The organism is Microbacterium sp. NPDC059771, from assembly GCF_042732495.1.
GTDB classification, from domain to species: domain Bacteria; phylum Actinomycetota; class Actinomycetes; order Actinomycetales; family Microbacteriaceae; genus Microbacterium; species Microbacterium sufflavum.
On the sequence record NZ_JBHWHK010000001.1, the window covers coordinates 1,604,473 to 1,625,280 of the forward strand.

General features: G+C 71.4%; 22 protein-coding genes. 14 read left to right on the forward strand and 8 right to left on the reverse strand.

Going from position 1 to position 20,808, the window contains the following annotated elements; translation table 11 throughout:
* Positions 1-48: 48 nt before the first annotated feature.
* From typA to ACFV3I_RS07650, 4 genes are all read left to right on the forward strand, one after another.
* Positions 49-1,962 carry a translational GTPase TypA gene (gene typA, locus ACFV3I_RS07635; RefSeq protein WP_136028639.1) on the forward strand — a complete coding sequence of 638 codons (1,914 nt, stop codon included), beginning with the start codon at positions 49-51 and terminating at the stop codon, positions 1,960-1,962.
* Positions 1,963-2,133: 171 nt separating this feature from the next.
* The gene (locus ACFV3I_RS07640; protein ID WP_136028640.1) at positions 2,134-3,018 is read left to right on the forward strand and encodes a phospholipase; all 885 of its coding nucleotides are present in this window, start codon (positions 2,134-2,136) and stop codon (positions 3,016-3,018) included.
* A 108-nt stretch (positions 3,019-3,126) separates the two neighbouring features.
* Entirely contained in the window at positions 3,127-4,173 is a 1,047-nt protein-coding gene (gene glsA / locus ACFV3I_RS07645) for a glutaminase A (protein ID WP_136036701.1), read from the forward strand.
* A complete protein-coding gene (locus ACFV3I_RS07650) occupies positions 4,170-5,795 on the forward strand; it encodes an MFS transporter (RefSeq protein ID WP_136036700.1) in 1,626 nt (541 codons plus the stop codon). The genes glsA and ACFV3I_RS07650 overlap by 4 nt, the downstream gene beginning before the upstream one ends.
* Positions 5,796-5,803: 8 nt before the next feature.
* On the opposite strand, the gene ACFV3I_RS07655 is transcribed toward ACFV3I_RS07650, so the two are convergent.
* Positions 5,804-6,352, reverse strand: coding sequence for a helix-turn-helix domain-containing protein (locus tag ACFV3I_RS07655; protein WP_136036699.1), 549 nt, complete (start codon positions 6,350-6,352; stop codon positions 5,804-5,806).
* A gap of 102 nt (positions 6,353-6,454) precedes the next feature.
* On the opposite strand from ACFV3I_RS07655, the gene ACFV3I_RS07660 reads away from it, so the two are divergent.
* From ACFV3I_RS07660 to ACFV3I_RS07685, 6 genes are all read left to right on the forward strand, one after another.
* Entirely contained in the window at positions 6,455-7,171 is a 717-nt protein-coding gene (locus tag ACFV3I_RS07660; protein ID WP_136045755.1) for an AzlC family ABC transporter permease, read from the forward strand.
* A complete protein-coding gene (locus ACFV3I_RS07665) occupies positions 7,168-7,482 on the forward strand; it encodes an AzlD domain-containing protein (protein ID WP_136028645.1) in 315 nt (104 codons plus the stop codon). The genes ACFV3I_RS07660 and ACFV3I_RS07665 overlap by 4 nt, the downstream gene beginning before the upstream one ends.
* A 46-nt stretch (positions 7,483-7,528) precedes the next feature.
* On the forward strand, positions 7,529-7,933 hold the full coding sequence (locus ACFV3I_RS07670) for a hypothetical protein (protein WP_206251516.1): 405 nt from the start codon (positions 7,529-7,531) through the stop codon (positions 7,931-7,933).
* Between the two features lie 9 nt (positions 7,934-7,942).
* Positions 7,943-8,263 (forward strand): ferredoxin, encoded by a 321-nt coding sequence (fdxA, locus tag ACFV3I_RS07675; RefSeq protein WP_017203330.1) that lies wholly within the window; start codon positions 7,943-7,945, stop codon positions 8,261-8,263.
* A gap of 9 nt (positions 8,264-8,272) precedes the next feature.
* Positions 8,273-9,385, forward strand: coding sequence for a succinyldiaminopimelate transaminase (gene dapC, locus ACFV3I_RS07680; protein WP_136028646.1), 1,113 nt, complete (start codon positions 8,273-8,275; stop codon positions 9,383-9,385).
* Between the two features lie 189 nt (positions 9,386-9,574).
* Positions 9,575-10,864: a citrate synthase gene (locus ACFV3I_RS07685; protein ID WP_136028647.1), complete on the forward strand. Its 1,290-nt coding sequence runs from the start codon at positions 9,575-9,577 to the stop codon at positions 10,862-10,864.
* A gap of 116 nt (positions 10,865-10,980) precedes the next feature.
* Here the strand turns inward: ACFV3I_RS07685 and ACFV3I_RS07690 are convergent, their stop codons facing one another.
* A complete protein-coding gene (locus tag ACFV3I_RS07690) occupies positions 10,981-12,381 on the reverse strand; it encodes a DEAD/DEAH box helicase (RefSeq protein WP_206251515.1) in 1,401 nt (466 codons plus the stop codon).
* A 236-nt stretch (positions 12,382-12,617) separates the two neighbouring features.
* A complete protein-coding gene (dapD, locus tag ACFV3I_RS07695) occupies positions 12,618-13,571 on the reverse strand; it encodes a 2,3,4,5-tetrahydropyridine-2,6-dicarboxylate N-succinyltransferase (RefSeq protein WP_136033204.1) in 954 nt (317 codons plus the stop codon).
* 66 nt (positions 13,572-13,637) lie between these two features.
* Between dapD and dapE the strand changes: the two genes are divergently transcribed.
* The 3 genes from dapE to ACFV3I_RS07710 all read left to right on the forward strand — a co-directional run bounded on the left by dapE (position 13,638) and on the right by ACFV3I_RS07710 (position 16,178).
* Complete coding sequence (gene dapE, locus ACFV3I_RS07700) at positions 13,638-14,711, forward strand: succinyl-diaminopimelate desuccinylase (protein ID WP_136033202.1); 1,074 nt, start codon at positions 13,638-13,640, stop codon at positions 14,709-14,711.
* A complete protein-coding gene (locus ACFV3I_RS07705) occupies positions 14,693-15,910 on the forward strand; it encodes a hypothetical protein (protein WP_378803557.1) in 1,218 nt (405 codons plus the stop codon). Before dapE ends, ACFV3I_RS07705 begins: the two co-directional genes overlap by 19 nt.
* 94 nt (positions 15,911-16,004) lie before the next feature.
* Positions 16,005-16,178: a DUF3117 domain-containing protein gene (locus ACFV3I_RS07710; protein WP_136033199.1), complete on the forward strand. Its 174-nt coding sequence runs from the start codon at positions 16,005-16,007 to the stop codon at positions 16,176-16,178.
* A gap of 89 nt (positions 16,179-16,267) precedes the next feature.
* On the opposite strand, the gene ACFV3I_RS07715 is transcribed toward ACFV3I_RS07710, so the two are convergent.
* Entirely contained in the window at positions 16,268-16,906 is a 639-nt protein-coding gene (locus ACFV3I_RS07715; RefSeq protein WP_136033197.1) for an O-methyltransferase, read from the reverse strand.
* A gap of 90 nt (positions 16,907-16,996) precedes the next feature.
* Between ACFV3I_RS07715 and ACFV3I_RS07720 the strand changes: the two genes are divergently transcribed.
* The gene (locus tag ACFV3I_RS07720) at positions 16,997-17,371 is read left to right on the forward strand and encodes a twin-arginine translocase TatA/TatE family subunit (RefSeq protein WP_136033195.1); all 375 of its coding nucleotides are present in this window, start codon (positions 16,997-16,999) and stop codon (positions 17,369-17,371) included.
* Positions 17,372-17,380: 9 nt separating this feature from the next.
* On the opposite strand, the gene ACFV3I_RS07725 is transcribed toward ACFV3I_RS07720, so the two are convergent.
* The 4 genes from ACFV3I_RS07725 to ACFV3I_RS07740 are packed head-to-tail and all read right to left on the reverse strand — an operon-like array spanning position 17,381 to position 20,801.
* Positions 17,381-17,875, reverse strand: coding sequence for a YcxB family protein (locus ACFV3I_RS07725; RefSeq protein ID WP_136035377.1), 495 nt, complete (start codon positions 17,873-17,875; stop codon positions 17,381-17,383).
* A gap of 18 nt (positions 17,876-17,893) precedes the next feature.
* Positions 17,894-19,015, reverse strand: coding sequence for an Mrp/NBP35 family ATP-binding protein (locus tag ACFV3I_RS07730; protein WP_136033192.1), 1,122 nt, complete (start codon positions 19,013-19,015; stop codon positions 17,894-17,896).
* Positions 19,012-19,536, reverse strand: coding sequence for a DUF1003 domain-containing protein (locus tag ACFV3I_RS07735; RefSeq protein ID WP_136033189.1), 525 nt, complete (start codon positions 19,534-19,536; stop codon positions 19,012-19,014). The genes ACFV3I_RS07730 and ACFV3I_RS07735 overlap by 4 nt, the downstream gene beginning before the upstream one ends.
* Entirely contained in the window at positions 19,536-20,801 is a 1,266-nt protein-coding gene (locus tag ACFV3I_RS07740; RefSeq protein ID WP_136033187.1) for a magnesium transporter MgtE N-terminal domain-containing protein, read from the reverse strand. Before ACFV3I_RS07740 ends, ACFV3I_RS07735 begins: the two co-directional genes overlap by 1 nt.
* Between the last annotated feature and the right edge of the window lie 7 nt (positions 20,802-20,808).

The window sequence follows — 20,808 nt, forward strand, 5'->3', positions numbered from 1 at the left end:
GGAACGTCGGCTTCCCGGCGCAACCCCACACTCTTTGAGGACCCTTGTATGGCGCACGCCCTCCGCTCTGACCTCCGCAACGTCGCAATCGTCGCCCACGTCGACCACGGCAAGACCACGCTCGTCGACGCGATGCTCCGCCAGACGGGCTCCTTCGGCGAACACTCTCACGTCGAGGAGCGGGCGATGGACTCGAACGACCTCGAGCGCGAGAAGGGCATCACGATCCTCGCCAAGAACACGGCGATTACCTACAAGGGCAAGCACGCCGACGGCAAGGAGATCACGATCAACGTGATCGACACGCCCGGCCACGCCGACTTCGGCGGCGAGGTCGAGCGCGGCCTGTCCATGGTCGACGGTGTCGTGCTGCTCGTCGACGCGAGCGAGGGCCCGCTGCCGCAGACCCGCTTCGTGCTGCGCAAGGCCCTCGAGGCCAAGCTGCCGGTTATCCTGCTGGTCAACAAGACCGACCGCCCCGACGCCCGCATCGCCGAGGTCGAGGAGGAGGCGCACGACCTGCTGCTGGGTCTCGCGTCCGACCTGGTCGACGACGTGCCCGACCTCGATGTCGACGCGCTGCTCGACGTTCCGGTCGTGTACGCCTCCGGCCGTGCCGGCGCCGCCTCGCAGAACCGTCCCGCCGACGGGTCGCTGCCCGACAACGACGACCTGGAGCCGCTGTTCGAGGCGATCCTCGAGCACGTGCCCGCGCCGTCCTATGACGACGAGGCGCCGCTGCAGGCCTGGGTCACGAACCTCGACTCCAGCCCGTTCCTCGGCCGACTCGCCCTGCTGCGCGTGTTCAACGGCACGCTCAAGAAGGGCCAGACGGTCGCCTGGGTCCGCTCCGACGGCACGACCAGCAACGCCCGGATCACCGAGCTGCTGAAGACCCGCGCCCTGGAGCGCTACCCGGCCGATTCCGCGGGCCCCGGCGACATCGTCGCGATCGCCGGCTTCGAGGACATCACGATCGGCGAGACCATCGCCGACCCCGAGGACATCCGTCCGCTGCCGGCCATCACGGTCGACGACCCCGCGATCTCCATGACGATCGGCACGAACACGTCGCCGCTCATGGGCAAGGTCAAGGGGCACAAGCTCACCGCCCGCATGGTGAAGGATCGTCTGGACCGCGAGCTCATCGGCAACGTCTCGCTCAAGGTCGTCGACATCGGCCGTCCCGACGCCTGGGAGGTGCAGGGCCGCGGTGAGCTCGCGCTCGCCATCCTCGTCGAGAACATGCGTCGCGAGGGCTTCGAGCTCACGGTCGGCAAGCCGCAGGTGGTCACCAAGAAGATCGACGGCAAGGTCTACGAGCCGTTCGAGCACCTGACCATCGACACGCCGGAGGAGCACCTCGGCGCGATCACGCAGCTCCTCGCGAACCGCAAGGGCCGCATGGAGAACATGACCAACCACGGCACCGGCTGGGTGCGCATGGAGTTCGTCGTGCCCTCGCGCGGTCTCATCGGCTTCCGCAGCGAGTTCCTCACGACCACCCGCGGCACCGGCATCGCGAACGCGATCTCGCACGGGTACGAGCCGTGGGCCGGTCAGATCACGACGCGCCAGAACGGCTCGATCGTGGCCGACCGCTCCGGCGTGGTGACCCCCTTCGCGATGATCGCCCTGCAGGAGCGCATGTCGTTCTTCGTGCAGCCGACCGAAGAGGTCTACGAGGGCATGGTCATCGGCGAGAACTCGCGCGCCGACGACATGGACGTGAACATCACCAAGGAGAAGAAGCTCACCAACATGCGCTCCTCCACGGCCGACAACTTCGAGTCGATGACGCCGCCGCGGCTGCTCACGCTCGAGGAGAGCCTGGAGTTCGCGCGTGACGACGAATGCGTCGAGGTGACGCCCGAGAAGGTGCGCATCCGCAAGGTGATCCTGGACCAGACCGTCCGCGGTCGCGAGGCCTCGCGCCTGAAGCGTCAGGACGCGAACGCCTGAGGCATCCCCGCACCCTTCCGAGAGGGCCCCACGCTCCTGCGTGGGGCCCTCTTCTCATGAAAATGCCAGGTGGGGGCTAGGTCGATGACGCAGACTCGTTCACTTGCGTCCGGGGCAATCTCCCGATGAGTGTCCCGCATCGGGCGCACGACGACCCGAAAGTCGAACCCAATGCTTCAGAAGACCCGTGCGCTTCGGCGCGCCTCCGAGGTGGCTGCCGCGCGCGCCGCCGTCACCCGTACCCCGCTGCTCGTCCTGGGCACCGCGGCCGCCGCCCTCGTGGGGATCACCCTCACGGTCGGGGTGACGGCCGCCCCCGCCACCGGCACCGCGCAGCCGGCCGCGTCGGCCGCGATCACGAGCCAGGCCTTCGGCGCGGAACCGCTCACCCGCATCGCCGACGAGGCCGTGATGACGGTGTCGAAGGGGAAGGATGCGGTCGCGGCGGCGGACGCCCTGACCGCCGAGGTCTCCGCGTCCGGCCTCGACGTGAGCGCTGCGGCCCCGGTGGACACGACGCCGCTCGAGGATGACCTGGAGACCCTCGACGACCGTGCGACCCTGCCCTTGCTCCTCGTGACGGTCGCGACCGAGCAGGCCGCCGCCGAGACCGAGAAGGTCGTCGCGGAGACCGCGGCGCTGCAGCAGGCGTACACGGCGGCGCAGGAGCAGAAGGCCGCGGAGGAGGCGGCGCGCGTCGCCGCCGAGCAGGCCGCTGCGGCCGCCGCCGCGCTCGCCGCGGCCAACACGGTGGACGGCGCGAAGGCGACCGCGCAGCAGATGATGGCCGACCGCTACGGCTGGGGCGGCGATCAGTTCTCCTGCCTGAACTCGCTGTGGAACAAGGAGTCGGGCTGGAACTACCGGGCGTACAACGCCGATGGCGGTGCCACCGGGATCCCGCAGGCGCTTCCCGGCAGCAAGATGGCCTCGGCCGGCGCCGACTGGCAGACCAACGCGGCCACTCAGATCGCGTGGGGCCTGAAGTACATCGCCGACGCCTACGGCACGCCGTGCAGCGCCTGGGGCCACTCGCAGGCGATGAACTGGTACTGAGCCCGAGCGGGCCGGAGGTCACGCACCGTGACGGGCCTATCCTGAGAGGCGGTCGAGCGCTACGGTGACTGTGACGGCTGGGGAGCGTCGCGAATCCGAGGAGGAGTGGTGCTCGATCCCGTCGCCTGGCTCGATGTCCCGCAGGAGGTCTCGACCGGCACGCTGCCCGGCTGGGAGCGCGTGGACGAGATCGTCCGGGAGGCCCACGCCCGCTATGCCGGTGAGCGCGGAGGGCGCGTGGCCGACTACATCCCGGTGCTGGCCGAGGTGGACCCCGAGCTGTTCGGTCTCGCCGTCATCGAGGTCGGCGGCGGGGTGCACGACGCCGGCGACGCGCTGCACCCGTTCTCGATCCAGTCGATCTCGAAGATGTTCGTGTACGCCCTGGCGATCCAGGAGCACGGGCACGAGCGCGTCCGCGACATCGTCGGCGTCAACAACACCGGGCTCGCGTTCAACTCGGTCGTCGCGCTGGAGCTGAACGAGGGCCATCCGCGCAACCCGATGGTCAACGCCGGCGCGATCGCGACCACGGCGCTGATGCCGGGCGCGACCGCGGTCGAACAGTGGGAACGGGTGCGGGAGGGGCTGTCGGCGTTCGCCGGACGGCCGCTGAGCCTCGACGGCGAGGTGTACGCGTCGGAGGCGGCGTCGAACGACCGCAACCGCGCCCTCGGCTGGCTGCTCAAGAGCTACGGACGCCTGGCGGGTGACCCGGACGAGATCGTCGATGTGTACACGCGGCAGTGCGCGCTGAGCGTGACGGCGCACGACCTGGCTGTCATGGGGGCGACGCTCGCCGACGGCGGCGTGAACCCGATCACGGGGGAGCGCGTGGTGACGGCGGACGTGTGCCGCGACACGCTCGCGGTCGTCGCAGCGAGCGGACTCTACGAGAACTCCGGCGACTGGTTGTTCGAGATCGGTCTCCCGGCGAAGTCCGGTGTCGCGGGAGGGATCGTCGCGGTCTCGCCGGGCAAAGGGGCGGCCGCCGGGTTCTCGCCGCGGCTGGACGACGCGGGCAACTCTGTGCGGTCGCAGATGGCGATCGGCCATCTGTCGCGCTCGCTCGGGCTCAATCTGTTCGCCTCCGCACCCGCGCAGGCGGACGACTCGGGGAGCGGTCCCCGACCGGCGGAGAAGGAGCGATCATGACGGAGACGGTGCAGGCGCCAGCGAAGACCTCGTGGTTGCCGATGGTGAGTCTGTTCCTCGCGCAGGTGCTGATGTCGTTCAATGTGGCGGCGCTGCCCATCTCCCTGGGCGGCATGGTCGGTGAGTTCGGCGTGCCGCCGACACTCGCCAGCACCACCATCGTGATGTACGGCCTGGCAGTCGCGGCGCTCGTGATGACGGGCGCGAAGCTCGGGCAGCGCGTCGGCTGGGTGCTGATCTTCCGGGTGGTGGTCGCCCTGTTCGCCGGCTCCGCGATCATGATGCTCACCGCCCCCGGCATCTGGTGGGCGATCGCCGGTCAGGCGGTGGCCGGGGCGGCCGCGGCCATCATCGTGCCGTCCATCGTGGCGCTGATCGCCGAGAACTACCGCGGATCCCAGCAGGCCACCGCGATCGGGGCCATCGGCTCCGCCCGCGCCATCTCGGGTGTGAGCGCCTTCCTCATCGGCGGCACGCTCGGCACCCTCGTCGGCTGGCGCCCGCTGTTCTTCATCGTGCTGGCCGTCGCGGTCGCCGTCTTCGCCCTGAGCTTCACGCTGCGCGGCGACCGCGGCGACGCCTCCATCCGCATCGACCTCGTGGCGTCGCTCCTGATCGGCGGCGCGATCGTGCTGCTGACGCTCGGGTTCAACAACCTCAACAGCTGGGGTGCGCTGGCCGCATCGCCGGCCGCCCCGTTCAGCGTGCTGGGGCTGTCGCCGGCACCGCTGTTCATCGTGCTCGGCCTCGTGCTGGGGCAGGCGTTCTTCCTGTGGACGCGGCGGCGCATGGCGGAGGGCAAGGTACCGCTCATCGACCTCAGTGTGCTGGGGTCGTCGCGCGAGCGTGCCGCCGTCTACGCCATGTTCATCGTCGTGGGGCTCGAGGCGTGCGTGAACTTCACGATCCCGCTGTACATCCAGATCGTGCAGGGGAGGACCCCGTTCGACACGTCGCTGGCGATGATGCCGTTCAACCTCACGGTCTTCCTGACCGCGACACTGGTCGTGCGCTTCTACAAGCGCTACCCCCCGCGCACCATCGGGGTGTTCGGCTTCATCCTCACCACCGCCGCGCTCGTGTGGCTCTCGGTCGTCGTGACGAACAACTGGGAGACCGTGCCGACGATCGCGGGGCTGATCGTGTTCGGCATCGGACAGGGCGCCCTGGTCACGCTCGTGTTCAACGTGCTGGTCACCGCGGCCCCCGCGGAGCTGGCGGGCGACGTGGGCTCCCTGCGCGGCACGACGCAGAACCTCGCATCGGCGGTGGGGACGGCTCTCGCCGGCGCGCTGCTGGTGTCGCTGCTCGCCCTGAACGTCGGTCGCGCGGTGGTCGAGCATCCGGAGCTGCCGCCGTCGCTGGTGGCGCAGGTGCCGATGGATGACGTGAACTTCATCAGCAACGACGACCTGCGCGTGGTGCTGGAGTCGACGGACGCCACGGAGGAGCAGGTGGATGCGGCGGTCGCCGTGAACGAGCAGGCGCGTCTGAGCACGCTCAAGCTCGGACTGCTGCTGCTGGCGGCGGTGAGCGCCCTGGCGATCCTTCCGGCGTCGCGGCTGCCGCAGTACCGGCCGCACGAGATCCCCGATCCGTCGCCGTCGAGCGGCTCGGACTGAGGCGGCGCTCAGCGCAGTTCGGAGATGAGGACCGCGCTCGTCCCGGGCTTGGTGGCCTCGAAGATGTGCGACACGTCTCCGGCGTACGTGAGGTAGTCGCCGGGGTCGAGCACGACGGGCTCGTCGGGCGGGCCGATGCGGGCCTGGCCCGCGATCAGGATCACGTGCTCGATCGTGCCCGGGTGGTGCGGGTCGGAACGGCGGGGGTCTCCGGGCTCGGCCTGGATCAGGTACACGTCGCGCCGGGCGCCGGGCGGGCTGGCCGAGAGGAGGGTCGCGCTGTAGGCGGCGGCGGACGAGGGCACGCCCGCGAGCTCGTCGGCGCGGATGAGCGTGGGCGCGTTGGCCTGCTGGTCGACCAGCACCGCGAAGGGCACCCCGAGGGCGACGCCCAGGGCCCACAGCGTCTCGACGCTGGGGTTGCCCGCGCCGCTCTCGAGCTGTGAGACGGTCGCCTTGGAGACGCCGGCGCGGCGGGCGAGCTCCGAGACGGACAGGCTCGCGGCCTCGCGCTCGCGGCGGAGCGTGCGGGCGAGGCGGGTGCGGAGATCCTCCATGCGTTCATCATGTCAAACGATCGTTCGCTTGACTATCCACCAGCAGCTGTTCAGAATGATGGTCATGCGTTCACTCAAACGAACAGCGCGCGCGGTGTCCCGGTGACCGCGGAACGCGAGGTGTGGCGCGAGGCGCTCGGCGTCGTGCTCGCCACCAGCGCCTACGGCATCTCGTTCGGTGCCCTCGCCGTCGCCTCCGGGCTGGACGTGTGGCAGACCTGCGTGCTGAGCCTGCTGATGTTCACGGGCGGCTCGCAGTTCGCGTTCATCGGCGTCTTCGCCTCGGGCGGACTCGCCGCCCTCCCGTCGGCGATCGCCTCGGCCGCGCTGCTCGGCGTGCGCAACGTCGCCTACGGCATGCGCATGTCGCCCCTCGTCGGGGGAGGACCGTGGCGCCGTGCGGCCGCCGCGCACTTCACGATCGACGAGTCCACCGCCGTCGCGATCGCCCAGAACGACCCTCGCCTGCGCCGGGTGGGCTTCTGGGTCACGGGCGTGGGCATCTTCATCGGCTGGAACCTGACCACCCTCACCGGAGCCCTCGTCGGCGACGTGCTCGGCGACCCGAAGGCCTGGGGCCTGGACGCGGCGGCCGCGGCAGCGTTCCTCGCCCTGCTGTGGCCGCGCCTCCGACAGCGCCAGGCGGTGGCCGTCGGCGTGGCGGCGGCAGTGGTCGCGGCGGCGTTGACCCCGTTCCTCATGCCGGGGTTGCCGGTGCTGATCGCCGCAGTCGTCGCGATCGCGGTCGGGTGGTTCAACTGGCTCGGGCGGGACGATGCGGGACGCGAGCCCCTCGAGACGCGGGAGGCCGGCGCATGAGCCTGTGGAGCGCCATCCTGCTGGCCGCCCTGATCTGCCTCGCGCTCAAGGCCGCGGGCTACCTCGTGCCGCCGAAGGTGCTCGAGGCGCCGCGTCCCGCCCGCATCTCCGATCTGCTCACGGTGGCCCTGCTCGCGGCGCTCGTCGCAGTGCAGACGCTCGGCGACGGCCAGGCCATCACGGTCGACGCCCGCGTGCCCGCGCTGCTGGTGGCGGCCGGACTGCTGTGGCTGCGGCAGTCGTTCCTCGTGGTGGTCGTGGCGGCGGCGCTGGTGGCGGCGCTGCTGCGCCTGTTCGGGCTCGCGAGCTGATCGGCGGGTGCCGCGACCGCCGCGCGGATAGGATCGAGGGGTGCGCGTGAACGGGATCTCGAGGGTGCTGTCGTGGGTCGCCGCGGCCCTGGTCGGCGGTGTCTACGGCGTGGCCGGGACCATCGCGCACAGCGTGACGTGGGGCCCGATCCCAGTCGGCCTGATCGTCGCGGCGATCGCCTGCGCCGCCATCCTGGTGGCGATCCGCGCGCTCACCCACGACCGCTGGGCGGCCGTCGCCGCAGGGCTCGGGATGCTCGGCATGCTGGTCATGATCTCCGGTGTGGGCCCCGGCGGCTCCGTCGTGGTGCAGGACTCGCTCGCCGGTCGCATCTGGACCTACCTGGCGGCGGGGATCGTGCTGCTCGTGGTCGCGTGGCCGTCGTTCTCCCGCCCGCCCGCACGACCCGCGAGCGCGCCGACGGAGGACCGGGAGCCGAGCGCGACGTAGACTGGAGCGGTGACGTATGTGATCGCCCTCCCGTGCGTCGATGTCAAGGATCGCGCCTGCATCGACGAGTGCCCCGTTGACTGCATCTACGAGGGCGAACGGTCGTTGTACATCCACCCGGACGAATGCGTCGACTGCGGTGCCTGTGAGCCGGTGTGCCCCGTCGAGGCCATCTACTACGAGGACGACCTGCCCGACGAGTGGCAGGACTACTACAAGGCCAACGTCGAGTTCTTCGACGAGATCGGCTCGCCGGGAGGCGCCGCCAAGGTCGGCGTCTACCCGTTCGACCACCCGATCATCGCCGCGCTGCCGCCGCAGGGCGAGTAGGCGCCGGCCGTGAGCGTCCGCGACCTCGCCGACTACCCGTGGGACGCGGTCGTCCCGTTCCGTGACCGCGCAGCGCAGCACCCGGGCGGTCTGGTCGACCTCTCGGTCGGCTCGCCCGTCGACCCGACGCCTGACATCATCCGCCGGGCGCTCGCCGAGGCGACAGACGCCCACGCCTATCCGCAGACGGTCGGCACGCCCGCGCTGCGCGAGGCCATCGTCGCCTGGTATGCGCGCCGCCGCGGCGTGCCGGATCTGCGCATCGACAACGTGCTACCCACGATCGGCTCGAAGGAGCTCGTCGGGCTCCTGCCCACGCTGCTCGGTCTCGGTCCGGGCGACATCGTGGTGCACCCGCGCGTGGCCTATCCGACGTACGACGTGGGCGCCCGCGTCGCCGGAGCCACACCGCTCGCGGCCGACGATCCGGCGGAGTGGCCCGAGGGCACGAAGCTCATCTGGATCAACACCCCGGGCAACCCCGACGGGCGCACCTGGAGCGTCGCGGAGCTCGCGGCCGCCGTGCGTCGCGCGCGCGAGCTGGGCGCGGTCCTGGCGAGCGACGAGTGCTACGCGGAGCTGGGGTGGGACGGCCCGTGGTCGACGGAGCCGATCCCGTCCGTGCTGGACCCGCGGGTGACCGACGGCAGCCGCGCCAACCTGCTCAGCGTGTACTCGCTCAGCAAGCAGTCGAACCTCGCGGGGTATCGCGCCGCCTTCGTGGCCGGGTGCGCCCGCATCGTGGGGGAGCTGCTCACCGCCCGCAAGCACCTCGGCCTCATGCCGCCCGCTCCGGTGCAGCACGCGATGGCCGTGGCGCTCGGCGACGACGCGCACGTGGCCGCGCAGAAGGAGCTGTACCGCGCCAGGCGCGACCTGCTCCGTCCGGCCCTGGAGGCCGCCGGCTTCCGCATCGACGGCTCGGAGGCGGGTCTCTACCTGTGGGCGACGGAGGGACGCGACGCGTGGGAGTCGCTGGGGCGGCTCGCCGACCTGGGCATCCTCGCGGGTCCCGGCCCCTTCTACGGTGCCGACGCGGCGCAGCACGTGCGGCTCGCGCTGACCGCGCCGACCGAGCGGGTGAGCGCGGCGGCAGAGCGCCTGCACGACGGCGCTCTGTAGCTTCCCTCAGCTCAGCGGCGATCTGTTTGGCGGTTGTCACAGTAGGCCGGTGGGACTACTAGGCTGTAAAAGCGATTCGGTCGTCACCCGACCAGGCGCTCGGCGCCGAGAGATCGCCACTTCCGGCTTGATCACGAACGTGCTGACACCCCCGCGACGCGCAGGCGGTCAGACAAAGGAGGAGGGCGCGTGAGCGCTGCAGCAGACCAGACGGCGAAGCTGACGATCGGTGACACCACCGCCGAATTCCCCGTGGTGCGCGGCACGGCCGGCCACGACAGCATCGATTTCTCGACGTTGACCAGGCAGACCGGGTACACCGGACTCGACTACGGCTTCGTGAACACCGCCTCGACCAAGTCCGAGATCACCTTCATCGACGGCGACAAGGGCATCCTGCGCTACCGCGGCTACCCGATCGAACAGCTCGCCGGGAGCACCAGCTACCTCGAGGTGGCGTGGCTGCTCATCTACGGCGAGCTGCCCTCGGCATCCGAGCTCGCCGAGTTCGACGAGAAGATCCGCCGCCACACGCTGCTGCACGAAGACCTCAAGCGCTTCTTCTCCGCGCTGCCGCACACCGCGCACCCCATGTCCGTGCTGTCCTCGGCGGTCGCCGCCCTGTCGACGTACTACGAGGGCCAGACCGACCCGCACAACCCCGAGCACGTCGAGCTGAACATGATCCGCATGCTCGCCAAGCTCCCGGTGATCGCGGCCTACGCGCACAAGAAGAGCGTCGGGCAGGCGTTCCTGTACCCCGACAACTCCCTCGGGTTCGTGGAGAACTTCCTCAAGCTCAACTTCGGCGTCAACTCCGAGCCGTATGAGATCAACCCGGTCATGGCGAAGGCGCTCGAGCTGCTGCTGATCCTGCACGAGGACCACGAGCAGAACGCCTCCACGTCGACCGTCCGCCTCGTCGGCTCGACGGGCGCGAACCAGTTCGCCTCCGTGTCCGCCGGCATCCAGGCGCTCTCCGGCCCGCTGCACGGCGGTGCGAACGAGGCCGTGCTGACGATGCTCGGCCAGATCCGCGACTCGGGGCAGAGCGTCGCGCGCTTCGTGGAGCGGGTGAAGAACAAGGAAGAGGGCGTGAAGCTGATGGGCTTCGGGCACCGGGTCTACAAGAACTACGACCCGCGCGCCAAGCTCGTCAAGGAGGCGGCCGACGAGGTGCTCGCCTCGCTGGGCGTGACCGACCCGCTGCTCGATCTGGCGAAAGAGCTCGAGGAGCTCGCGCTCGCCGACGACTACTTCCGCGAGCGTCGCCTCTACCCGAACGTCGATTTCTACACCGGCGTGATCTACAAGGCGATGGGCTTCCCGACGCGCATGTTCACGGTGCTCTTCGCGATCGGACGGCTCCCGGGCTGGCTCGCGCAGTGGCGTGAGCTGCAGCTCGACCCGCAGACCAAGATCGGCCGCCCGCAGCAGCTGTACACGGGTTCGCCCGAGCGGTCCTTCCCGACGCGCTGAGCCGTCACCCGAAACGCCCCCTCCGTCACATCGGAGGGGGCGTTTCGGCGTCCGGCAGCGCCACGCAGAACGGTGCCCCTCCGTGAAGAGGGGCACCGTTCCGGGTGGCAGGGGTGTCAGCGGCCCTGCGAGCCGCGGCCACCGCCCTGGCGGGACTGGCCGCCCTGGCGCGAAGCGCCGCCGGTCTGCGTGGAGTAGCTGGCGCCCTGGCCGCCGCCCTGACCGCCGGAGCGGCGGCGGCGACGTCGCGCGGGCGGGGTCGCCGCGGAGCTGCGCTCGCCACCGGCGGGGCGCTGCTTGGCGGCCGGGCGCTGCGGCGCCTGCTGCACCGGTGCGGGGCGCACGTGCGGCGCGCGCTCCGGCACCAGCTCGGTCACCGCGGCCGGGGTGAGCTCTTCGAGCGGGGCCGAGATCGCGGCCTTGCGCAGCAGGTCCTTCACGTCGCGGCGCTGCTCGGGGAGCACGACCGTGACCACCGTGCCCGCGGCGCCGGCACGCGCGGTGCGGCCGGAGCGGTGCAGATAGGCCTTGTGCTCGACGGGCGGGTCGACGTGCACCACGAGGTCGACGTTATCGACGTGCACACCGCGCGCCGCGACATCCGTGGCCACGAGCACGCGCACCCCGCCGTCCTCCGGAGCGGTCGAGAACGCGCCGAGGTTGCGCTCGCGCGCGTTCTGCGAGAGGTTGCCGTGCAGGTCGACCGCGGGGATGCCGGCGGCCGTGAGCTGCTTGGCGAGCTTCTTCGCCTGGTGCTTCGTGCGCGTGAACAGGATGCGACGGCCGGTGCCGGACGCCAGGTCGCGCACGAGCACGGTCTTGTTCTCGGTGGAGTCGACCACCAGCACGCGGTGCGTCATCTCGCCCACGGGCACGCTCGCCTCATCGACCTCGTGGCTGACCGGGTTCGAGAGGAACCGGCGGGCGAGGGTGTCGATGCCGCGGTCGAGGGTCGCGCTGAACAGCAGGCGCTGTCCGTCGGCGGGCGTCGCCGCGAGGATGCGGGTGACGCCGGGGAGGAAGCCGAGGTCGGCCATGTGATCGGCCTCGTCGAGCACCGCGACCTCGATCGCGCTCAGACGCACGACCTGCTGCTTCATGAGGTCTTCGAGGCGACCGGGGCAGGCCACCACGATGTCGACGCCGCCCTGCAGCGCCTTCTCCTGCGGACGCTGGCTGACACCGCCGAACACGGTGGTGACGCGGAGGCCCACGGCCTCGGCGAGCGGGGCCACGGTGGCGGCGATCTGCGTCGCGAGCTCTCGGGTCGGCGCGAGCACCAGGCCGCGGGGGAGCCCGGCGCGGCGCTTGGTGCCCGAGGCCGCGAGCCGCGCCACGAGCGGAAGGGCGAAGGCGATGGTCTTGCCGCTGCCGGTGCGTCCGCGACCGAGGAGGTCACGGCCGGCGAGCGAATCGGGAAGGGTGTCGCGCTGGATCGCGAACGCCTCGGTCTTGCCGGAGGCGGCGAGAACGGCGGCGAGCTCGGCGGGAACGCCGAGATCGAGGAAGGAAGGCATGCAGAAACTCCGTCAGCGCCCGACAGGGGCGCGGTAGTGGGGTGAGGTGGGCGAGGACGCGGCGGATCGCGCGTCCGTTCGCCGTACGTATGGCCAGTTCGGGCTGGTGATGGGAGCGCCGGGCGCTCGCTTCGGTCCTCGGAGACCCCTAGACGACGACGATGCTGACCGGCCGGCGGCGCGAGCAGCGGTGTCAGTCTACCAGTGGCGGCATGCCGGAGGCCGCATGCCCGGTGTCAGGCGTGCAGCGCGTCGTTCAGCGTGACCCCGACGCCGGCGCGCTGGACCGCCTCGACCGCACCGGTGAGGGAGTTGCGACGGAACAGGAGGCCGTCGCGGCCGGACAGCTCCGCGCCCTTCACGGTCGGACGGCCGCCGTCCGGAGTGACCGGGCCGTCGGCCAGCACGATCTTGGTGCCAGCCGTGACGTAGAGCCCGGCCTCGACCACGCAGTCGTCACCCAGCGAGATGCCGATCCCCGCGTTGGCGCCCAGGAGCGTGCGCGACCCGATCGAGACACGGTGCGTGCCGCCGCCGGAGAGCGTGCCCATGATGGAGGCGCCGCCACCGATGTCGCTGCCGTCGCCCACGACGACACCCTGCGAGATGCGGCCCTCGACCATGGAGGCGCCGAGCGTACCGGCGTTGAAGTTCACGAAGCCCTCGTGCATCACGGTGGTGCCGGGGGAGAGGTGGGCGCCGAGGCGCACGCGGGACGCGTCGGCGATGCGGACACCGGCGGGCTGGACGTAGTCGGTCAGGCGCGGGAACTTGTCGAGCCCCTGCACCTGGATGCCCGCCCGCTGGAGCTGCGGGCGCAGACGGGCCGCGTCGGACGGCAGGACAGGTCCGGCGTTCGTCCAGGCCACGTTCGGCAGGTGGGCGAAGATGCCGTCCAGGTTCAGCTCGTTCGGGCGTGCGACCAAGTGCGACAGCGCGTGCAGCCGCAGGTATGCGTCCGCGGTGGAGGCGGGGGCGGCGTCGAGGTCGACCTGGAGCTGGACGACCTCGACCGTCACGTTGCGGCGCTCGTCCGGCCCGGCGAGCGGGACCAGGGCGTCGACCGCGGCCGCGGCGTCCTCGGTCGAGGGGGCGACGGTGCGCACCTCGGGGAACCAGGCGTCCAGGACGGTGCCGTCGCCGGCGGTCGTGGTCAGTCCGATGCCCCACACAGTTCTCGCGTCGCTCATACCTCCACGGTATCGCGGGCCGACCCGGGCCTCCGCCCGCATGACGACGGTCGGTAGGCTGAGGGCATGGTGCTCGATCTGACCGCGTCCTCTGCTGCCCTCACCCGCGCGATCTGCGACATCCCGAGCGTCTCGGGCGACGAGAAGACGCTCGCCGACGCCATCGAGCAGGCCGTCGCCCCCCTCGCGCACCTCGAGGTCATCCGGCACGGGAACACGATCGTCGCCCGCACCGACCGCGGCCGAGACCGTCGCGTGGCGATCGCCGGCCACATCGACACCGTGCCCGTGAACGGCAACCTTCCCACGCGCGACATCGAGGTCGACGGCGAGCCCTACCTGTGGGGGCGCGGCACGGTCGACATGAAGGCGGGCACCGCGGTGCAGTTGAAGCTCGCGGCCGAGCTGACCGACCCCGCGGTCGACATCACGTGGATGTGGTACGACAACGAAGAGGTCGAGGCGACCAAGAACGGGCTCGCGCTGCTGGCGGCGGCACGTCCCGACCTGCTCCAGGCGGACTTCGCGATCCTGGGCGAACCGTCGAACGGCGAGGTCGAGGGCGGCTGCAACGGCACGCTGCGGGCGATCGTGCGTACCTCGGGTGTCCGCGCCCACAGTGCCCGGGCGTGGATCGGCGAGAACGCCATCCATCGCGCCGCGCCCATCCTCACCCGTCTGGCCGAGTACCGCGCTCGGGAGGTCCCGGTCGAGGGGCTGCTGTACCGCGAGAGCCTCAGCGCCGTCCGCATCGCCGGCGGGGTGGCGGGCAACGTCATCCCCGACGCGTGCGAGGTCGAGGTCAACTACCGCTTCGCGCCCAGCAAGTCGGCCGCCGACGCCGAGGCCCACGTGCGCGCGGTGCTCGCGGGGTTCGACGTGGAGATCACGGATGCGGCCGAGGGGGCACGCCCCGGGCTGGACGCCGACATCGCGCGGGACTTCGTGGCGGCGGTCGGCGCCGAGCCGCGACCGAAGTACGGCTGGACCGACGTGGCGCGCTTCTCGGCGCTGGGCATCCCCGCCGTGAACTACGGCCCCGGTGACCCGCACCTCGCCCACCACGACGAGGAGCGGGTGCCGCTCGCGCAGATCGCGGCGGTCGAGCAGGGCCTGCGGGCATGGCTCACCTCGCACTGAGCACGGCACGTCGCTGGGCCCGGCTTCCCCTTCCGCTGCGCATCGGCCTGATCTATCTCGGCGCGCGCGTCGTGACGACGGGGTTCCTGATCGCGGCGGCGTCGCTGTCCACCGTCTTCTCGCGCTTCGGCGGTGACGCGGGCCTGATCGACTTCGTGCTCGGCTGGGACGCCCAGTGGTACTGGCAGGTGGCCGTCCACGGGTATCCGAGCGAGCTGCCGCTGACCGACGCCGGCGAGGTCGCCGAGAACGCGTGGGCGTTCATGCCGGTGTTCGCATACGCCGCGAAGGCGCTCGGTTTCGTGCTCGGCTCCTGGGGAGCGGGAGCGTTCGTGCTCGCCCTCGTCGCCGGCTACCTGGCCTGCCTGGCGCTGCATCGCCTGCTGCGCGATCGCATCGGCAGCGGGGCCGCGCTCTGGGCGGTCGTGTTCTTCGCCGCAGGGCCGCTGGCCGCGATGTTCCAGGTGGGCTATGCGGAGACGCTGTTCCTGCTGCTGCTGTTCCTCGCCCTGGACGCGACGATCCGCCGGCAGTACGCGTGGCTGTACCTGCTGATCCCGGTGATGGGCTTCACGCGACCCGGGGTTCTGGCGTTCGCGCTGTACCTCGGCCTCCACGGCATCCTCCGCTGGATCCACCGCCGCGACGATCCGCTCGCGCTGCGCGAGGTGGTGCACATCGTGGCGGCCGGCGCGCTCGCCGTCGCGACCGGCTTCGCGTGGCAGGTGATCGCCGCCGTCGTCACGGGCGACCCCGGGGCGTATCTCGCGACCGAGCTCGCCTGGCGCCGGCACTGGATCGTGGGCGGCGTCGACGGCTTCGTGCCGTTCGAGGGGTGGGTGCAGGCGTCGCAGTTCTGGTTCTCGCTGTGGGGGCTTCCCGCCGCGGGGGGACCCGTCGCGCTCGTGCTGCTCGTGGTGGCCGCGGCCCTCGCGCTGCTGTTCGCCCGCCCGGTGCGGGCACTGGGTGCGGACCTGCGCCTGTGGAGTGCGAGCTACCTGCTGTACCTGCTGGCGGTGTTCTTCCCGCAGTCGAGCACGTTCCGGTTGCTGCTGCCGCTCAGCCCGGTGTGGGGCGCGGTCGCGGTGCCCCGGTCGCGCGCCTGGCGTCTCGGCGTGCTGGTGCTGTGCCTGCTCGGTCAGTGGGTGTGGATCTACCACGTGTATGCGCTCGGCAGCACGTTCTGGCAGGTTCCCTGATCGCGCGGGAGAACGGGATTGTGTCGGCGTGACGTCCACGGCGCGGTGTCACCCGATAAACTCGTTCCATACCACCGGAGGAAAGGGAGCCACGATGGCAGCGATGAAGCCGAGGACCGGAGACGGACCGATGGAGGCCGTGAAAGAAGGACGACTCATCATCGTGCGCGTTCCGCTCGAGGGCGGCGGCCGCCTGGTCGTCTCCGTGAACGACGCCGAAGCGAAGGAGCTCCACGACGTGCTGGGTGCCGTCGTGACGCCGGCCTGATCGAACCGGGTCCGCTCGTGCGGAACCAGGAGGGCGATGGATCCGCGGATCCATCGCCCTCTTTCGCTGTTCCGGCCCCGTGCCCGCGGTCAGTCCTGGTCGTCGAGGCGCACCAGCTGCAGCAGTCCCTCACCGGCCGGCGACACCGTGGCCAGCACCGCGGAGGACTCCTGGGTCGCCTGCACCAGCGAGCGGTAGGCGGAGGTCACGTCGTCGCGCTGCACGGGGTCGGCCACGCGACCGCCGGCGAGGATGCGCGGCACGAGCACGAGCCCGCCGACCCGTGCGAGCCGCAAACCGTGCTCGACGTACTCGATCACGTTCTCCGGGTCGGCGTCGACCAGCACGATGTCGTACGAGGACTCGTTCATGCGCGGCAGCACGTCGCTCGCGCGACCCGTGATGAGGCGGGCGCGGGTGGACGGGACGCGGGCGTCGGCGAACGCCTGGCGTGCCGCGGCGAGATGCTCCGGCTCGTTGTCGATCGTGGTCAGGACGGCCTGCGGGGCGCCGCGCAGCAGCCAGAGGCCGGACACGCCGGCACCGGTGCCGATCTCGACGATCGACCGCGCCCCCGCGGCGGCGGCGAGCACGGCGATCTGCGAACCGACCGCGGCGCTCACCGGGGCGGCACCGAGCTCGACCGCGTGCGCGCGCGCCCTCGCGAGGGAATCCGGTTCGACGATGGATTCTCGAAGGAAGCGCGCGTTGGCGTCGTGCTCGCTCATGGGCTGACTCTCCCTGCCTGCGTGGGTGATGCCTCCAGGGTATGGGCTGTCTGCGCGCAGACTCCGCAGGCGCGGCGGTAGCCTGGTCACATGACGTTCGGTCTGACCTTCGAGAAGCTGCTGCTGATCGGCCTCATCGCGGTGCTGATCATCGGACCCGAACGTCTTCCCCGTGCGGCCGAGAGCTTCGCGCGACTCGTCCGCAAGGCCGGCGAGTACCTGCGCGACACCAAGTCGCGGATGCGGGAGGAGATGGGCCCGGAGCTCGACGACGTCGACTGGCGCAAGCTCGACCCGCGGCAGTACGACCCCCGGCGCATCATCCGCGACGCCCTGTTCGAGGAGCCGCAGCCGACGACCCCGGCCGCGGTCGCCGCCACCATCGCGGAACCGGTGGCCCCGCGCACCGCGCCGCCGGTGTTCGATGCGCAGAACCGTCCTCCGTTCGACTCCGAGGCCACCTGACCCGACGGCTCAGGAGACGCGGGATCGCAGTCGTGCGATGTCGTCGTCGCTCAGCAGCACGCGGGGGATCGCGGTCGCCACGGCGGCATCGCGCACCTTGAGCAGCACGGCGTCGCGCCCGACGCGGACGTGCTGGAACTCGGAGTAGGGGATCTCGGAGCGCCGCCGGTCGCTGCCCAGCTGCAGCCGGTCGTCCTCCAGCGCCACCCACACCACGCTCTCCACGGGCATGGCGGCCCGCACCGCACGGCGCGCGCTGGACACCGACAGCAGCACCGCGTAGAGGCCGAGGGCGACCGCGACCGCCGGAGTGAAGGCCACGATGGCGGACGTCTCCTGCCCGGCGCGCGCGGTCGCGGTGAGGTTGAGCACGCCGATGATCAGGGCGGCGGCCAGCGCCAGCCACATGACGATGGCGACCGGGCGCGTGAGGGTGTAGATCGCGGCGTCCCTCGCCATGTGACGGAGCAGTCTCTCGTCCACGGTCACGGAGCGGTGCGGCATCCGGGCATCCTCCACGGGTCAGGAGATCGACATCGGCAGCGGTCGACCGGCGAGGCCGCGTCCCTGTCGTCCGAGCTGTGCGGCCAGAGTGCGGATGGCGGTCGCCGCCGCGTCGTCCGGCTCGGCGATCACGACGGGGTCGCCGACGTCGCCGCCCCGCCGCAGCGCGGGGCTGAGCGGGATCGAGGCCAACAGCGGCACCGGGGAGCCGGGTTCCGACAGGGCCTCGGCGACCGCCGCCCCGCCGCCCGCGCCGAACAGATCGACCACGGTGCCGTCCGGGAGCGTGTACGCCGCCATGTTCTCGACCACGCCGATCACCCGCTGTCCGGTCTGCCGCGCCACCAGTCCGCTGCGGATCGCCACCTCCGATGCGGCCGCCTGCGGCGTCGTCACCACGAGGACCTCCGCGTGGGGGAGCAGCTGACCGATCGAGATCGCGATGTCTCCCGTGCCGGGCGGCATGTCGATCAGCAGCACGTCGAGGTCGCCGAAGAAGACGTCGGTGAGGAACTGCGACACGGTCCGATGCAGCATGGGCCCGCGCCACGCGACGACCGACTCGCCGTCGCGCAGGAACATCCCGATCGAGATCGCCTTCACGCCGTGCGCGACCGGGGGCAGCATGAGGTCGTCGATGCGCGTGGGCTGCGTGCCGGCGGGGATGCCGAGCAGACCGGGGATCGAGAACCCGTGCACGTCGGCGTCGACGAGGCCGACCGCGAGCCCGCGCTGGGCGAGAGCGACCGCGAGGTTCGCGGTGACGGTGGACTTGCCGACGCCGCCCTTCCCGCTGGACACGAGGATCACGCGCGTGAGCGACTCGGGTCCGAACGGCATGTGGCGCGGCGGGCGACCGGCGCGCAGCTTCTCGGTCAGCGCCTTCCGCTCGGCGGGGGTCATGACCCCCACGTCCACCTCGACGGTCTCGATGCCGGGCACCGCGGCGGCCGCGGCGCGGACATCCCGCTCGATGCGGTCAGCGGCGGGGCACCCGACGATGGTCAACGCGATCCCGACGTGCGCGACGGTGCCGTCGACCTCGATGTCCCGCACCATGTCGAGCTCACCGATGGGGCGTCGCAGCTCCGGGTCCGTGACGGCGGAGACGGCGCTGCGGACGCTGTCGGCCGCGGTCATGGGGTCGCGCCGCCCGCCGGCTCGTCCTCGGCGTCGTTCAGCTCGGCCAGCAGCGCCTTCAGCTCCTGGCGCAGCACGTCTCGGGTGACCGCCTGCGAATTGCGCTCCTCGAGCGCCATGCGCAGCGCCACGATCTCCCGCGCCAGGTACTCCGTGTCGGCGAGGTTGCGCTCGGCCCGCTGGCGGTCCTGCTCGATCTGCACGCGGTCGCGGTCGTCCTGCCGGTTCTGCGCGAGCAGGATCAGCGGGGCGGCGTACGAGGCCTGCAGTGACAGCATGAGCGTGAGCGCCGTGAACCCCAGGGCCGCATCGTCGAAGCGCAGGTGGTGCGGCATGAGCGTGTTCCACCCGATCCAAAGGATGCAGAACAGGCTGAGGATCACGAGGAAGGCGGGCGTGCCCATGGCCCGGGCCACCCACTCCGTGAACCGTCCGAAGCGGTCGCGGGAGGTGGTGCGGGGGCGCGTGGTTCCCCGCCCCGGTGCGTCCAGGCGCGGCGTCGACCGGCTCATCCTCGCCATCAGCGCGCCCCCGTCGTGGGCGACGCGTCGTCGCTGTCGTGCGTGCGCCAGTCGTCGGGCAGCAGGTAGTCCAGCACGTCATCGATGCTGATGGCGCCGACGAGGCGGTGGGCGGCGTCGACCACGGGGAGCGACACCAGGTCGTAGCTGGCGAGCATGCGGGCGACCTCGGCCGCGGAGGCCGTGACCGGGACGGGTTCGAGGCTGTCGTCGAGGATGGCGCCGAGGCGCTCGTGCGGCGGGTAGCGCAGCATCCGCTGGAAGTGTACGAGGCCCAGCAGGCGTCCGGTCGGGGTCTCGAACGGGGGCAGCGTGACGAACACCGCGGCGGCGAGGGCGGGGTGCAGCTCGTGACGGCGGATGAGCGCCAGGGCCTCGGCCACGGTCGCGTCGGCGGAGAGGATGATCGGCTCCGGCGTCATCAGACCGCCCGCCGTGTCGGGGCCGTAGCGGAGCAGCATCCGGACGTCCTCTGCCTCTTCCGGCTCCATCAGCTCGAGCAGCTGCTCCAGGCGGTTGGGCGGCAGCTGTGCGAGCAGGTCGGCGGCGTCGTCCGGCTCCATCTGGTCGAGGATGTCCGCGGCGCGCTCGTCGCCGAGCCGGTCGAGGATGTGCACCTGCTCGTCCTCCGGCATCTCCTCCAGGGCGTCGGCGAGACGGTCGTCGGAGAGCTCTTCGGCGACCTCGATCATGCGCTGCTGCGGCAGGTCGAGGAGGGTGTTGGCGAGGTCGGCGGCGTGCAGTTCGGAGTACGACGCGACGAGCTGCTCGGCGGACTGCGCCTCGCCCGGCGCCCGCTCCTCGGCGACCTCGTTCCAGGCGGCGAACGTCGTCGGCCCCTTGGCGAAGGGGGAGGCCCCGGTCTTCGGTCGCCGCAGGAAGAGCTGGCTGATGGCCCATTCGCCCAGACGGTTCGGCTCGATCGCCACGTCTTCGATGACGGCGGTGCCGCTGCCGTCGATGAGGCTCACGCGGCGCCCGAGCATCTCCGCGAGCACCCGCACCTCACCGGCTCGCGGTGAGAAGCGGCGCACGTTGATGAGGCCCGTGGTGATGACCTGCCCCGACCGGATCGAGGTGACCCGCCCGATCGAGAGGAACACGTGGCGGCGGCCGGGGATCTCGACCACGAGGCCGATCACACGAGGGGCCGCGGTACTTCGATACACGACGACGACATCCCGGACTTTGCCGAGCCGGTCGCCGACGGGATCGAAGACGGCGCACCCTGCGAGGCGCGCGGCGAAGACCCGTTGTGTGCTCACTCGTCCA